The sequence below is a fragment of the Actinoalloteichus hoggarensis genome (assembly GCF_002234535.1).
Taxonomy (GTDB): Bacteria; Actinomycetota; Actinomycetes; order Mycobacteriales; family Pseudonocardiaceae; genus Actinoalloteichus_A; species Actinoalloteichus_A hoggarensis.
Genome location: NZ_CP022521.1, coordinates 6,269,296 through 6,284,460, shown reverse-complemented (window position 1 = coordinate 6,284,460; position 15,165 = coordinate 6,269,296). Strand labels below are relative to the sequence as shown.

Annotated in this window: 12 protein-coding genes; 8 read left to right on the top strand and 4 right to left on the bottom strand. The window is 72.3% G+C overall.

All coding sequences use genetic code 11. The features are described from left to right. Position 1: 1 nt before the first annotated feature. The 6 genes from AHOG_RS26725 (at position 2) to AHOG_RS26700 (ending at position 7,622) form a co-directional block, all read left to right on the top strand. Entirely contained in the window at positions 2–784 is a 783-nt protein-coding gene (locus AHOG_RS26725; protein ID WP_093943777.1) for a hypothetical protein, read from the top strand. After that, positions 781–2,190, top strand: a complete 1,410-nt coding sequence (locus AHOG_RS26720; protein ID WP_093943776.1) for an O-antigen ligase family protein — start codon at positions 781–783, stop codon at positions 2,188–2,190. The genes AHOG_RS26725 and AHOG_RS26720 overlap by 4 nt, the downstream gene beginning before the upstream one ends. After that, positions 2,180–3,151: a glycosyltransferase family 2 protein gene (locus AHOG_RS26715; protein ID WP_093943775.1), complete on the top strand. Its 972-nt coding sequence runs from the start codon at positions 2,180–2,182 to the stop codon at positions 3,149–3,151. Before AHOG_RS26720 ends, AHOG_RS26715 begins: the two co-directional genes overlap by 11 nt. Beyond that, complete coding sequence (locus AHOG_RS26710; protein ID WP_157737061.1) at positions 3,148–3,999, top strand: glycosyltransferase family 2 protein; 852 nt, start codon at positions 3,148–3,150, stop codon at positions 3,997–3,999. The genes AHOG_RS26715 and AHOG_RS26710 overlap by 4 nt, the downstream gene beginning before the upstream one ends. Positions 4,000–4,210: 211 nt before the next feature. After that, complete coding sequence (locus AHOG_RS26705) at positions 4,211–6,244, top strand: oligosaccharide flippase family protein (protein WP_093943773.1); 2,034 nt, start codon at positions 4,211–4,213, stop codon at positions 6,242–6,244. A 163-nt stretch (positions 6,245–6,407) separates the two neighbouring features. Next, on the top strand, positions 6,408–7,622 hold the full coding sequence (locus AHOG_RS26700; RefSeq protein ID WP_157737060.1) for a glycoside hydrolase family 6 protein: 1,215 nt from the start codon (positions 6,408–6,410) through the stop codon (positions 7,620–7,622). A gap of 22 nt (positions 7,623–7,644) precedes the next feature. Here AHOG_RS26700 and AHOG_RS26695 read toward each other — a convergent pair whose 3' ends face one another. Together AHOG_RS26695 and AHOG_RS26690 are read right to left on the bottom strand one after the other, a co-directional pair. Then, a complete protein-coding gene (locus AHOG_RS26695; protein WP_169725911.1) occupies positions 7,645–8,841 on the bottom strand; it encodes a glycosyltransferase in 1,197 nt (398 codons plus the stop codon). After that, a complete protein-coding gene (locus AHOG_RS26690; RefSeq protein WP_157737059.1) occupies positions 8,841–9,746 on the bottom strand; it encodes a WecB/TagA/CpsF family glycosyltransferase in 906 nt (301 codons plus the stop codon). The genes AHOG_RS26695 and AHOG_RS26690 overlap by 1 nt, the downstream gene beginning before the upstream one ends. Positions 9,747–9,913: 167 nt before the next feature. Here AHOG_RS26690 and AHOG_RS26685 point away from each other — a divergent pair, with 167 nt between their 5' ends. Continuing rightward, on the top strand, positions 9,914–11,269 hold the full coding sequence (locus AHOG_RS26685) for a glutamate-1-semialdehyde 2,1-aminomutase (RefSeq protein WP_093943769.1): 1,356 nt from the start codon (positions 9,914–9,916) through the stop codon (positions 11,267–11,269). A gap of 332 nt (positions 11,270–11,601) precedes the next feature. Here AHOG_RS26685 and AHOG_RS26680 read toward each other — a convergent pair whose 3' ends face one another. Further along, positions 11,602–12,480, bottom strand: a complete 879-nt coding sequence (locus AHOG_RS26680; protein WP_093943768.1) for a hypothetical protein — start codon at positions 12,478–12,480, stop codon at positions 11,602–11,604. Positions 12,481–12,562: 82 nt separating this feature from the next. Further along, positions 12,563–13,357, bottom strand: coding sequence for a membrane protein YczE (gene yczE / locus AHOG_RS26675; RefSeq protein WP_093943767.1), 795 nt, complete (start codon positions 13,355–13,357; stop codon positions 12,563–12,565). A gap of 61 nt (positions 13,358–13,418) precedes the next feature. Between yczE and yczR the strand changes: the two genes are divergently transcribed. Next, positions 13,419–14,909, top strand: a complete 1,491-nt coding sequence (gene yczR, locus AHOG_RS26670) for a MocR-like transcription factor YczR (RefSeq protein ID WP_093943766.1) — start codon at positions 13,419–13,421, stop codon at positions 14,907–14,909. Positions 14,910–15,165 lie beyond the last annotated feature (256 nt).

Below are 15,165 nucleotides of genomic sequence, written 5' to 3'. Positions count from 1 at the left end.
AGTGATCAGGGAGGAATCCGGGACCGTCTGTGCCGAAGCCAGGGCCGAGCGCATGGCCAGGGCGGCGCGGACGGCGACGGCGGTCGGCGGCCGGCTGCGGCAGGCACCTCCCGCGGACCCGCCGCCGGCGTCGGGCATGGACGCCGTGCAGATCGTCCGGGTGCTGCGGAGGCGGTGGCGGCTGACGACCGCGCTGATCACGGTGCTGCTGGCGCTCTGTGCCGCGACGGTGTTCCTCGTGCCCGTCCAGCATCGGGTGACCGGGGTGCTGCTGGTGCTCACCCAGCCGGGCCCCGAGGGCGGCAATCCGTACGCGCAGGTCGACCGGGCCCAGGCACAGGCCGCCGGGCTGGTGGTCACGGTGCTCGACGCGCCGAGGACGCGCGCGGAACTGGCGGCGGCGGGCGCCGTAGGCGACATCGAGGTGTCCAACGAGGACGGGCAGCTCGCCGAGGACAGCCCGTTCCTCACGGTCACCGTGACGGCGGCCGAACCCGACGCCGCGTTGCGGACCAGCGCGATCGTCATCGATCGGGCCCGCGAGGAGCTGACGCGTCGACAGGACGCCTCGGGCGTCGCACCCGGCGATCGGGTCGTGCTCAGCGAGGTGCTGCCCGCCGACCTCGCCACGACCACCCGCGCCTCGCAGTTGCGCGCGGTGGTGCTGGTGTTCGGGCTCGGACTGGCCGCGGTGATCGGCGGCGTCCTGGTGTACGACCGCGTCAGGGCGGCTCGGTCGGCGGACGGGTCCGCGAGTCCACCACGAGGTCAGTACTCGCGGTGACCTCTCGACTGCTCGTCCGCTCCGCCCCGTCGCCCCGGCCGACGGCGGGCCTGATCGTCGTGCGACCCGCGCTGCTGCTCGCCGTGTTCGCGCTGGCGCTGGCGCTCCCGCAGACCGCGGTCCTGGCGGGTGTCGGCGGGGCGCTGACACCGGCACGCCTGGTGGCCTGCGCGGCACTCGGCTGGTGGCTGCTGGCTCGACTCGTCGGCGGTCTCGGACTGCGGACCAGCCGAAACCGGGTGCGCGGCGCGGCGATGCTCTTCCTCGTGCTGCTCGCAGCCGCCCACGCGGGCGCGTCGGCCGGCGGCATCCCGACGGAGCTGTTCGCGGCCTCGGACCGGCACGTGGTGCTGATCCTGCTGGCCTTCGGGGTGCTGCTGCTGGCCTGTGACGGACTCGCTGATCAACGGTCTGTTCGTGTCGTGCTCGCCGCCCTGGTCCTGGGCACGGCCGCGTCGGCGGCGGTGGCCGTCATCCACTTCGGGCTCGGAGTCGACCTGCGCCCGGTGCTCGTGCCGCCGGGACTGGAGCTCCAGGGACTCTGGGACGCGGATCTGGCTCGCGGTGGTCTGCTGCGGGCCATGGGCCTGGCCAACCACCCGATCGAGCTCGCCGGGCTGTGCGCCCTGGTACTGCCGCCCGCGTTGTATCTGTCCTGGTACGCCAGGCGTCGACTGGTGTGGCGGTGCTGTTGCGTCCTACTCGTGTTCGGTGCGTTGACGACGATCTCGCGTACCGCGCTGCTCGGCATCGCCGTCGTGGCGGTGCTACTGCTGCCCGTGCTGGGTCTGCTGCGCTGGACGCTGCTCGGCACGGCGCTCGCGGCGTTGCTCGGTGTCGCCGTCCTCTACCGGCCCAGGCTCGGCGCGGTACTGCACCGCACCGTCCTCGGTTCTCCCACCGACAACAGTGTGCAGGCCAGGCTGAACGACTACGCCTACGTCTCGGATCGGCTCGCCGCCGCGCCGCTGAGCGGGCAGGGCTTCGGCACGTATCTCGCCCCGCCGCAGCCTTATCTGGACAACCAGTACCTGTTGACCTCGGTGGAGTCCGGGCTTCCCGGCGTGGTCGGTCTGGTCGCCCTGCTGACGGCGGCCATGACGGCGGCCTGGGCGACCTGGCGGCGGCCGGAACGTCCGTCGTCTCGGGAGGGCGACGCGGGTTCGTCGTCCGGCCGGCCGGCGATCGGCGGGCCGGGGCGGCCCGGCGGCTCGGAGCGCGCCGCGGCGGGCTGGGCGGTCCTCGCCTCGACGGTCGTCGGCGCGCTGTGCCTCGGCACGTTCGACGCGCTGGCCTTCCCACAGTTTCTCGGCTCGTTCTTCCTGCTGATCGGCGTGGCGGGGGCACTGCTCGCGTCACGCCACGACTCGAATTCGATGACAGGGGGTCTGTCCGATGCGCGCTGAGCTCGCGGACGGAACGGTCTTGGTCGCGGTGGTCACCTACAACTCGGAGCGCGACCTGCCCGCGTTGCTGGGCAGCCTGCCCGCCGCCATGGACGGCCTGCGTGGTTGGCGGTTGATCGTGGCGGACAACGGCTCCACGGACGACACGGTCGGGCTGGTGGGCAGACTGGCGCCGTACGCACAGGTGGTGACGAACGAGGCGAACCTCGGGTATGCGGCCGGGGTGAACACCTGCCTCGCGTTGGCGCGGGAGGGCGAGGCCGTCCTCGTGCTCAACGCCGACGTCTATCTGACGCCGCGAGCCGTGCCCGCGCTGCTGGCCGCGTGCGCGGACCCCGCGGTCGGCATGGCCGTCCCCCTGGTCCGGCGGCCCAACGGGGTACGGGAGGCGACGCTGCGGCGGCGGCCTACCGCGCTCCGGCAGTGGGGCGAGGCGCTGCTGGGCGGCGTGGCGGGTCGGATACCCGCGCTCGGCGAACGAATCACCCCGGGCGCGGTGATCGAGGCGGACTGGGCCAACGGCGCGGCCCTGCTGATGCCGTCCAGGGTGGTGTCGCGGATCGGCTGGTGGCGGGAGGACCTGTTCCTCTACTCCGAGGAGGTCGACTACTGCAGGCGCGTCACCGATGCGGGCTGGCGGATCAGGCAGGTGCCCTCGGCCGTCGTCTATCACCGGGGCGGCGCCTCCACGACGGCGCCGGAGCTGTGGGCACAGCTGGTCACGAACCGGGTGGTGCACCTGGCGAGGTGGGAGGGCCGGGGCGCCGCGCGGCTCGGCTGGCTCGCGTTGGTGGTCGGTTCGCTGCTGCGGCTTCCGCTCTGCCGCGCCACGCATCGACGTGCCCTCGGCGCACTGCTGCGTGGCCGGTCGCGGCTGGTACGCGGCCTGCCGTCGTACCCGGCGACGGGCGGCAGGCCGCCTGCTCGCGTGGTCGTCGAGGAGACGGGAGCACGGCCGTGAGCGCCCGGCACCGTGCGCTGCCGAGGGTGGCCAAGGACGTCCTGCGCAGGCTGATCGGGCGCAACGTGGTGGCCGAGCGCTGGTGGCGGCTGCGCTTCGCCGCGCGGCGCCGGGCCGACCGGCGGGCCGAGGAGGCGGAGGTGCGCAGGCTGCGACCGCTGCTGCCCCGGCTTCCCGCCGCCGAGGTCGTCGTGGTGATCCCCACCTATCGACGTCCGGAGCGCCTCGCCCGCGCCGTGCGGAGCGTCCTCGATCAGACGGTCACCGACGTCGAGATCATGGTGGTCGACGACGGCGGCGGAGAGCTCGGCGTCCTCCCGGACGATCCGCGGCTCACCGTGCTGACGCTCGCGGCCAATCACGGCAGCTGTGGGCTGCCTCGCAATGTGGCGATACGGCTGTCCCGATCACCCTTCGTCGCGTTCCTGGACGACGACAACACCTGGCGCCCCGATCACCTGGAGCGGACGCTGCGGCAGCTGCACGCCGGCTCCGGCCTGGTGTACACGGCGGTGCGGCGAATCCGAGAGGACGGTTCGCAGCTTGACGTGCTGGGCCGGGACTTCTCCCGGCGCGCGCACTCCGACGACTCCTGGGTCGACGCGAACTCGATCGTGGCCAGGCGGTCGGCCCGGCTGCGTTTCGATCCGTGGGCGAGGCCGAAGTGGGTCAATCCCAAGGAGGACTGGGAGCTGGTCCACCGGCTGTCCCGCCGGGTCGTGGTGACCTACGTCCCCGTGGTGACCGTCGACTACGCGGTCCACGACGGGAGCTATTTCACCGAGTGGCATCGCGTCCCGGAGGACGTGATCCGCGAGCATCAGCGCGACGAGCGGACGCCGTCGTGATCGGCGGGCGGCACGGGCCGGGCGTCCGTCGGGCGCCGGGCGACGCGCTCGGCTCATTCAGATCACGTGCCGACCGGCGTCCGGGCGCCGACTGCCGTGGAAATGCCTGCCGCCATCGGCTCGCCGGTCGCGGCCGGGGCGTGTGTTCCGCAGTCCGCGGCCGTCCGCGCGAGCGGCGGGGTGATGCGGGCGCCGGCCGAGCAAGGAGTCGATGGTGAGCGTCCACGCGGGAGGCGGACCCGCCGGGGGCTCCGAGACCGAGCCGCCGGGGAAGACCGCGGGAGAGGCTTCCGAAGGGCGGGCCCGGCGGGACACCCGCTCCCTCGGCGGCCGGTTCCGCCGCGGTCTGCGGCTGAGCCTGCTCAACACGGTGTTGTCCAGGGCGGGCACCTTCCTGCTGGGCATGCTGCTGGCCAGGCTGCTCGTTCCGGAACAGTTCGGCGTGTACGCCGCCGCACTCGTCGTCGCGCAGCTGTTGTTGACGGTCAACGACCTCGGGGCTGCCGCCGCCCTGGTACGTCGCCCGGACGCCCCTGTTCGGGCGACGTCCGATCCGACGTCCGCCCGGCCCGAGGCGGGGGCCTCCGTCGGGCTCGCGGCGGTGCACGGCGGCCCCGATCGGCTTGTCGCGGGCGACCCTCGTGCGGTCGAGGCAGCCGTCGAGACGGGGGCCGACGCCCCGCGTTCCGCGGACGAGACGTCCTCGTCGAGGGACGCGGAGACGACGGGCGTCGACGGAGTCGGCGCCGAGGCGGTCGAGGCCGACGCGATCGACGCCGTGCTGCCCACCGCGTGGACGCTGTCGGTGCTGTGGGGCGCGGTCGGCGCGGTGATCTGCCTGGTCTCCGCACCCTGGCTCGCCGATCTGCTGGGCAGCCCCGCCGCGACGGATCTCATCCGGGTCATGGCGGTGACACTCCTGCTGGACGGGTTCGCCTCCGTGCCCGCCGCGATGCTGACCAGGGAGTTGCGGCAGGCACGGCGGCTGGTGGCGGACGTGTCCGGCATGGCGGTGAATCTCACCGTCACCACGCTGCTCGCCCTCGGCGGCCTGGGACCGTGGGCGCTGGTGATCGGCAACGTGACGGGGACGGTGGTGACCGTCGTGCTGGTCATGGGCCTGGCTCGGGTCTGGCCGCGGTTCGGCTTCGACCGCGCCCATGGCGCCGAGATCACCCGGTGCGGCGCGGCGATGCTGGGCGCCTCGGTCCTGCTGGTCGTCGTCCAGGCCACGCCGCAGGCGGTGACGGGCAGCCTGTTGGGCGCGGGCACTCTCGGGTTCTTCTATCTCGCTTCCAACATGGCGAACTGGCCCGCGGTCCTGGTGTCGGCCACCGTCGAGCGGGTCGCTCTGGCCACCTTCTCCCGTGCCAGGGACGCGGGTCACGATCTGTCCCGCGCGGTGTCGGCGGTGCTCGGACTGGTGTGTGCCGTGGTGCTGCCCGGCGGGGTCGCGCTGGCGATCCTGGCCGAGCCGCTGATCGAGGTGGTCTACGGGCCTCGGTGGTCGCTCGCCTCGGCGGCGCTGTCCGGCCTCGCGTTGGTCTCGGTCGCCAGGGTGATCGCGGAGCTGGTCTTCTCCCTGTTGATCGCCGTCGACGCGATGGCCTCCTCCGTGCTGCTGCTCGCCTGTTGGGCGGCGGCATCGATTCCCGCGACGATCTGGGCGGCACAGGTGTGGGGGTTGGCGGGCGTCGCTTGGGCGCAGGCCTCCGCGGCGTTGCTCGTCGCCCTCCCGATACACCTGCTGGCCCTGCGCCGGGCACGGGTCTCGCTGCGCACCGTGGTCGGCGGTGCGGCCGTCCCGCTGTTCTCGGCGCTGGGCTGCGGCGCGGTCCTGACGGGACTGCGTGGCCTGGGACTGCCCGTGCTGATCGAGATACTTCTCGGCGGACTGGTCGTCGGCGCGGTCGTCACCGGCGGCGTGCTGCGCGCCCAGCACCGGGTCACCGCCGCCCTGGGCACGACCGGTACGACAGCGGCCGAGACGCCTGCGTGGGACGGCTCGGTGCGGGACGGCTCCTCACCGGACGGTTCGGTGCCAGGCGGGTCGGCCCGAGGCGACGCGGCGCGGGACGGCTCGGGGATCGGCGGCTCCGCGATCCCCGCGGACGTGACTCCGGCAGGTGTGACTCCGGCAGACGCGGTCCCGCCGGCTGAAGTCCCGCCGGGCGTGGTCCAGCAGGTCCGAAGCGCCGCCGGGGCGGCACGACCGGAGGCTGCCTCGGGCGATGCCACGCGATGAGGCCTTCCCCGCACCGGTCGCGGTGCAGGGGAGCCCGGCCACACGGAAACCGAAGATTCTTCACTCTCCGGAGTGATGTCGACGCTACCAGTGAGGTTCGATGGAAAGCCGGGGTACCAGAGGGGCAGCGACTGGAAGCGGTCGGCGGAGCGGGAGGTCCAGGATGGTTCGCTATGCCAAGGCAGTGATGGTGTTCGCCCCGGTGCTGAGCCTGTTCGGCTGGTGGGACGACGACGCCCGACTTCCCAGGCCGTCACCCGCGCAGGAGACCGTGGAATCCGTCTCCATCGACTTCGACTTCGAGCGCTGGTGGCCCTTCGGCGAATCCTGGCCGTTCTTCACCCTGCCGTCGGTGCCCGGACCACCGGCGACACCGGACGTCGAGCCGGCCCCGACACCGGACGACCCGGCCCCGCCCGTCACTCAGACGCCCGCGGACTCGACTGTTCCCGCGCTGGCCGACTGGCCGCAGTGGCTGGGGTCCGATCGGGACCCGGCGGAGATCACCGGATTCAACGGCTTCTACGGCGACCAGTGGACCGGGGTGCATCAATGGGTCAGCCAGAATCCGCGCGACCCGCTGGCCGTGCTGCTGAACAGGGAGGTCGCCTCGCAACCGGTCGCCTACTGGGTGGCGCGAGGGTCAGGTCCTGAGCTGAGCGCCTTCGTCGCGGCGGCGGCAGACGAGGACAAGGTGCCCGTCGTGGTGGCCTACAACATCCCCTATCGGGACTGCGGCCAGCACTCCTCCGGCGGCGCGACCAGCGCTCGCGACTACCGGGACTGGATCGACCGGGAACTGGTGCCCGCCTTCGGCGACCACGCGGCCATGTTGATCCTGGAGCCGGATTCCCTCATCCACCTTGCCTGCCTGTCCGCGGACCTCCAGGAAGAGCGACTCTCGCTGCTCTCCTACGCCGTCGAGATGCTGGCGGAGCACGCGCCCAACACCGCCGTCTACCTCGACGGCGGCGACGGGGTCCACAACTCGCCCGCCGAGATGGCGCCACGGCTCGCGGCCGCGGGCATCGAGAACGCCCGGGGCTTCGCGGTGAACGTCTCGAACTACAACACCGACGAGCGGACGACCGAGTTCGCGAACGAGATGCGTCGACTGTTGAGCGCGGACCACGACGTCGAGGCCGGCTACGTGGTGGACACCAGCCGCAACGGGGCAGGCCCCGGCGACGACTGGTGCAACCCGCCCGACCGCAGGCTGGGCGAGCCGCCGAGGCTCGCGACCGAGGACGAGGCCGCCGACGCCCGACTCTGGATCAAGCACCCCGGAACCTCCGACGGCGACTGCGGCATCGGCCGAGGCACGGCCTCCGGCGAGTTCTCGGCCGACATCGCGCGCGAACTGCTGTCGCTGAACTGACTCCGCCGCCGACGCCCGCCGGTCAGCACCACAGACCGGCGGGCGTCGTCCATGCTGAGCGGCTCTCGGCCCACGGCACGACCGGGGGAACGTGCTCGCCGCGTCGCCAGCGCTGAATCGCCTCCGCCGTCTCGGCCGGATCGTCCGCGATCAGCCATGGTCCGGCCGGGTCGATGGCCTCGGCGAGGGCGGCGGGCAGCACCGATGCCACCCCGTGCTCCGCGGCCTCCAGGACCTTGACGCTGATACCGGTGGCGGCGCCGAAGCGGGGAACCACGACCAGCCCGACCCGGCGGTAGAAGTCCGAGACCGCCTCGACCGGACCCGCGGCCCGCACCCGAGGGTGATCGGCGAAGGCCTCGGTGCCCCGCCCGGCCAGTACGTAGTCGAGCCGCACGTCCAGCTCGTCGAGCCGCCGATGCACGGGGCCGAGGAGCGCCGCCAGTGCCCTCGCGTTCGGCGGCCAGGCCGCCTTGCCGATGAAGCCGATCGTGTTGGGAGCCGTCGCCGCTCGCAGACGATCCGAGGCTCGCGGGCACAGCGGCACCGAGATCGGCTGCGCGGACACCCCCCAGGCGTCGAGGCGCTCGGCGTCGAGACGGGACAGCGCGTAGACCTTGCCGGGCCTGCCGAGCAGTCGCCGCTCGGCCCGATCGAGTCGGGCGGCCTCGCCGAGCAGCCGCAGCCCCCGCGGCGAGTGCTCCCTGGCGATGACGGTCTCCACGTTGTGCGCGATGTGCGCCGCGATCTCGACGCGCGCATGCTCGGCCAGCAGCAGGCCGGGCCAGCCGCTGGTGATCACCCGACGGCCCTTGGCGCGTGCCTGAAGCAGCGACACCGCATCGGCCCAGCCGGGAAAGGCGGTGAACTTGCGGCTCAGGTAGGGCTCGCCGCTCACCAGCATCCCGAGGGCGATCCGAACCAGCCTGCCCGCATCGCTTCGGACCTCGAGAGGAACGCGGCCCGCCGATCGGATCGGGATGCCGTGTGCACGGATGCCCACGGCGGGCGACGAATCGGAACCGACGGCCGCCCGAGGCACGGTCGGCGCGATCCGCTCCATCGGCAGGCGACGTTCGCCGGGCGGTCCGGTCACGCTGACGATCTCGAGTTCGTGTCCCTCCGCCCGCAGCGCGGCGAGCAGCCGACGATCAACCCAGCCGCTGCCGCCCAGGTCCGATCGATCCGGAGGATAGGTGCCGACGAAGCAGACTCGCATCAGTGGTCCTCTCCGACTCCGTGTCCGTTCGCCGTGTCGGGCAGCAGGCGTTCGCGTGGATCGTGCGAGCGCTGCCCGACCCGGCCGGGCTCGCCGTCCTGCCTCGGGGAGGGCGTGACGGACCCGGGAGCCGAGTCGGCGTGGTCCGTCGGCGGTCGGGCCGGGGCCCACAGTTCGCGGGCGACCCTGGCGAGGAACAGCGGACCCCCCAGGACATAACGCCGAAACAACCGGTGGGGCTCGCGACAGAGGCGGAAGAGCCATTCGATTCTCAGGCGGCGCATCCAGCGCGGTGCGCGGGGCACTCGTCCCGACGCGAAATCGAGGAAGGCACCGACGGCCACCCCGAGTCGCGCTCCTGTCGCGGGCAGATTCCGGGCGAGCCACAGCTCCTGCCGGGGATTGCCCATTCCCACCACGAGCACGTCCGCCCCGCTGGCCTTGATACGTGCGACTACCGCGGCCTCGTCCGACGCCGGGGGGAACCCCGGCAGGCTGCCCGCCGATCGCAGACCGGGAATGCGTTCGGTCAGGGCCGCCGCGGCTCGGGCTCCGACGTCGTCCTCCCCGCCGAGGAAGAAGACGCTCAGTTCCCGGTCGGCGGCCAGCCGCAGTATCTCGGGGGTGAAGTCCGTGCCGTTCAGGTTCGCCGGAAAGGGCGTGCCGTGCCACCGGGCCGCCGTCGCCATCCCCGATCCATCGTTGAGCACGAGGTCGGCGTCGCGGAGTACCCGGTGGTACGCCGGTTCGGCCGTGGCGACGTTCGCGGAGTGCGCGTTGACGTAGCAGAGCAGCGCGGGGCCGGTCTGGTCGAGCAGCCTGGCCACCTCGGCGCGGGCCTGGACAGGCGTCAGCCGGGCCACCGGGATGCCGAGGATAAGCGCCGTAGGAATATCCGAAGGCATGGCTGAATCGTGCCCGCACACGAGAAGTGCCGACGATTGCCGTGCCCTCATCAGATCAAGTGACCCCTATCGGGGTAGAAGTGGCCGATTTTTCATTTCGCTGAGTGTCTATATTCCGACATCAGGGTGGGATGTCTGGGCATTGGAGTAAGAGCGAAGATGGTGACATGGCCGCACGAGAACGTATCGAGCCTTCCTTCGCCCGATCAGAACTGCTGCAACGACGGCTCCACGAGCTGGTGCCCGGCGGGGCACACACCTACGCACGCGGTTCCGATCAGTATCCGGAGGGAATGGCGCCCGTCCTGGTTCGAGGATCGGGTGCTCGAGTATGGGACGCCGACGGGAATCGGTTCGTCGAATACGGCATGGGGCTGCGGTCGGTGACCCTGGGCCATGCCTGTCCGTCGGTGGTCGAGGCTGTCCGGCAGGCCGTCGCCGACGGCACCGGGTTCACCCGCCCGACCACACTCGAACTCGCCGCCGCCGAGGACTTCCTCTCCCTCGTCCCCGGCGCCGACATGGTGAAGTTCGCCAAGAACGGCTCGGACGCCACGACGGCCGCCGTGCGGCTGGCCAGGGCCGCCACCGGTCGGGAACTGGTCGCCGTCTGCGCCGACCAGCCCTTCTTCTCCGCCGACGACTGGTTCATCGTCGGCGTCGGGATGAACGCGGGCATCCCGGCCGCCGCCCACGCCACGACGGTGCGATTCCGCTACAACGATCTCGAGTCACTGCGCGCACTGCTCGACGAGCACGACGGCCGCATCGCCTGCGTCCTGCTGGAGGCCGCCACCGCACTGACCGAGCCCGCCCCCGGCTTCCTGGCCGGCGTGCGTGAACTGTGCGACCGAACCGGCACGGTGCTAGTCTTCGACGAGATGATCACCGGCTTCCGCTGGGCGACCGGCGGGGCGCAGGCCGTCTACGGGGTGACGCCCGACCTCTCCTGCTTCGGCAAGGCGATGGGCAACGGGCTGCCGATCTCGGCGTTGGCCGGGCGCCGCGAACTGATGGAACTGGGCGGGCTCGCCACCGACGAACACCGGGTGTTCCTGCTCTCGACCACGCACGGAGCCGAGACCGTGTCGCTCGCGGCCTTCCGCGCCGTGGCCGCGGCCTACCGCCGCGACGACCCGGTCGGCGTGATGGAGCGCCAAGGCGCCGCCCTGGCGGCCGGGGTGAACCGGGCCGCCGCCGAGCTGGGCGTCGCCGACTTCGTCGCCGCCGTCGGCAGGCCCAGCTGTCTGGTCTTCACCACCCGGGACGCATCGGGTCTGCCCAGCCAGTCGTTCCGCACCCTGTTCCTCCAGGAACTGCTCAGAAACGGTGTCCTGGGCCAGTCCTTCGTCATCTCGGCCGCGCACACCGACGACGACGTCGCCGCCACTGTCGAAGCCGTGGCCCGTGCACTGGACGTCTATCGAAAAGGCCTGGAATCGGGGCTCGACGGGCTGCTGAGGGGCAGACCGGTGGCGCCGGCGCTGCGCAGTCACGCGGCGCCCCGACGACTTCGCCGATGACGGCGGCGGACGGCGCCGAGGGCAGGGAACGGACACGGACGTCGGCGGCTCGGCGCCTCTCCTGCCACCGACCAGCCCGATCGTGACGTCGGAGCGGCGTCTCGCTCGAGCATCCTGCGTACCGGCTCGGACGGTGCGAGACGGTGACGGCGTGGGGTGCCCGCCACGCGACCCTCGGGAACCGGACCGCCGTGAGCGCGTGCGTCGGTGACGGGCAGACTCGGAGCTGGCGACGTCGTCGATCGGGCGGCCGGCATCCGTTCCCGAGCACGGCATCCCCGCTGCGTCGCCGCCGGAGCGCCCGGTGCGGGCGAGCCGCCGACCTCGGAAGATCAGCGCAGGACCACTCGCACGAGACTCTGATCATCGTGGCGTTTGGCCCGGGGCCACCGCCGTCCGTCCGGGTCGGACTCCTCGGCGGCCCGCACGTCGTCCAGCACCGTCTGGACGCCCGCCGACCCGGCCCGATCGGCCAACGCGGTCCAGTCGGGGAAGAGACCGTAGTCGTCCACCCCGCAGGAGACTCCGTCGCTGGCCAGGAACACCTCCCGCACCGTCGACCTCGGCCAGCTCGCCACCACCGCCTCCCAGGCCGCCGCGGGCAGCGCCTCGGCCACCCAGAATCCGCCGGGCACATTGCGCAGGCGCGCCGTCCGACCCATCGCGGCGCCCAGCGCCTCCCGATGCCCGGTGCCGAAACCGCCGCCCGTGCGCAGGCGCTCCCGGAAGCCGCCGGCGGGCGTCGTGTGCTCGGCCGTGCTCGAGTCGGGTCGTCCCGCCGCTCCCGGGGAATCGGGAACGGACGGTCCACGAGAACGGCGCAGGCCCGCCAGCCTGCCGTCGGTCACCGGGCGGACACCCGAGTCGGTGAAGGCCACCACCGGACTGTCGGCGAGCACCAGGGCTTCCACGAGGTCCTCGTCCCAACGCAGCAGCGCGACCGTGCTCGACGGCGAATCACCGGGGACGAGGTCGTACGTCGCCACCAGCGTCGAGATCGCCTCGGCCAGCACAGCACGCAGATCGACGCCGTGAGCGGGCAGTCTGCTCGCGAGTTCGTTCGCGAGCCGCTCGGCGTACCAGCCGCCGTCCCGTTCTCTGGGTGTCAGCGTGGTCGCCCCGTCCAGCAGGACGACCGCCTGCGGCAGCACGATCACACGGTCTTCGGAGCGCACGGTGCCCGGCCGTTCGGCCACCTCGACAGTCGGCATCGGCTCACCCTACGGCGGCGGGCGCCGCGAATCCGGCCGGCTCGACGCGGACTCTCACGGCGTCCGTGCGTCCCAGCGGCCGTCAGTCCGAGGACGTCGTACAGCGATGGTCCGGGGCGGGCGGGGTCGTCGACCCGGGGTCGACGGGCGCCGGTGCGGGGGACGGTGCGGGGGACGGCTTTACGACGGCGTCCTCGGGCCGCGGCGTCGCCGTCGCCGCCCCGTCGCGCGGCCGTCGGACGGTCGGACGGGAGCGGACGGCCACGAGAGGCAGGAAGAACTGGGTGACGGGCCCGATGGCCACGGCATAACAGACCGTGCCGAGGCCGAGCGTGCCGCCGAGGAGCCAACCGACGGTGAGCACGAGGACCTCGATGGCCGTGCGCACCAACTGCACCGAACGGCCTGTCCGTTCGGCCAGCCCCGTCATCAGACCGTCGCGGGGACCCGGGCCCAGTCGGGCGCCGACATAGGTCGCGGTGGCCAGGCCGTTCAGCACCACCCCGGTGACCAGGAAGATCGACTGCACGACCACGGTCCGCGGCGTGGGCAGGACGGCCAGGGCGGCGTCCACCACCAGGGCGATGACGAGGATGTTCGCGACGGTCCCGATGCCGGGACGCTGCCGCAGCGGTATCCAGGCCAACAGTACGAGGCCGCCGGTCAGTGCGGTGACCTGGCCGAAACTCAAGCCGAGTCTGCCCGAGAGACCCTCGTGCAGCACGTCCCAGGGCGGCAGGCCGAGGCCGCTGCGCACCATGACGGCCATGCTCGCCCCGTAGAGGACGAGACCGGGTATCAGCCGGGCCGCTCTGGACGCAGGCCGATCGCCCAGGGGAAGTGTGGAGAGATCAATACGGGAGCCGTTCGCTGCCATGTCGCCATCCTGCGCGGCTATGGCCTGCTGTATCTCGGGCCAATCGGGAAGAATTGGCCTCATGTCGACTGTATTGCCGCCGGGTAGCCGCATCTCCGGGACCCGCCTCGCCGCCCTGCTCGGACCATGGCGGGACGGCAGCGGCCGACAGGGCACGGCGCGGCTCGCCGCCTCACTGCGTCAGCTCGTCTTGGAGGGCGCCCTCGTGGCGGGCACCAGACTCCCCTCGGAACGGGAGCTGAGCGCGAGCCTGGCGGTCAGTCGGACCATGGTGACCTCCGCCGTCGACCGTCTCCGCGACGAAGGACTACTGGCCAGCAGGCAAGGAGCGGGAACCTGGGTGACGGTCCAGGCCGCGACGCGGGAGCCGGGCGGCTGGTCCGCGATGTCCGAGCCCGCCCCGCTGGATCTCGCCCTGGCGAGTCCGGCGGCGATACCGGAGTTCCCCGCCGCCGTGGACCGTGCGGCCCGCAGACTCTCCCCTCTCCTGGCGGGCGGCGGACATCAACTGCAAGGGCTGCTTGAGCTGCGTGAGCTGATCGCCGACCGCTTCACTCGGCGTGGCCTCCCCACCGGGCCGGAGCAGATCATGATCACCAACGGCGCTCAGCATGCCTTCGCCCTGGTGTTGCGGATGCTCGTCGGTCCCGGCGATCGCGTGTTGATGGAACAGCCCGGTTACCCCAATGCCTACGAGGCCGTCCACGCGGTGAACGGACGGATCGTGGCCACCGCGCTCCGTGAGGACGGCTGGTGCCTGACCGAGATGGAGGCCGCCGTCCGCCAGGCGGCGCCTCGCCTCGCCTACCTGATGGTCGACTTCCACAACCCCACCGGCCTCCGGATGACGGCGCCGGAGCGACACCGACTGGCAGCGCTGCTTCGACGTACCCGGACCATGGCCGTCGTCGACGAGACCCTCGTGGAACTCGACCTCGATCATGATCCCGCCGTCGTCCCGAGAGCGAAGGTCGCTCCGCCACCGATGGCCGCCCTGGCACCAGACCAGGTCATCACCATCGGATCGACGAGCAAACTGTTCTGGGGAGGGCTCCGACTGGGCTGGGTCCGGACGACTCCCGAACTCGTGCACCGGTTGGGCGCGGCGAGGCTCGGCATGGACCTGGGATCGCCGATCATGGAACAACTCGTGCTCGCCGAGCTCTACGCCGAGGCCTTCACCGACGAGTCCACTGTCGTGACCCGGCGGCTGGCGAGCTTCGCACACGGCCGTGACCTCGCGATGGACCTCGTCCGGGAGCACTGCCCGGGCTGGTCGGTGCGGCGCCCCGCAGGCGGGCTGTCACTCTGGTGCGATCTGGGCGCGCCGATCAGCGTGCGATTGTCCGCCTCGGCGCGCGATCGGGGCGTCCGCATCGTGCCGGGGGATCGATTCGCCGCGCACGGGGGACTGAGACATCGCCTCCGGCTGCCGTACGCCCTGCCACCGGAGCAGCTGCGCGAGGCGATCCGACGACTCGGGCTGGTGGCGGCCGAACTGGCCGACCAAGACGGGCCGGAACACGAGGGGCCCGTTCTGCCGGTGACCTGAGGCGACAGTTCCGACTGATTGGAGACGGCGCTCGAGCGCCACGGCCGACCGCGGCGCAGCGCGGGCAGGCCCGCTCTTCCCCCGGGGATCGCGGGGCGGGCCGAGGCCCGCCCCGCGATCTGCTCACCGGCACGGCCCCTCGACGCGCCGGGGAGGGCCGGCATCACGCCGGCTGTCTCGGATACCCGAACACTGCGTGCTCGGGCGGTGTGAACGATGTCGCCGTCGGCCGGCGGACCGGCCGACGATGTTCATG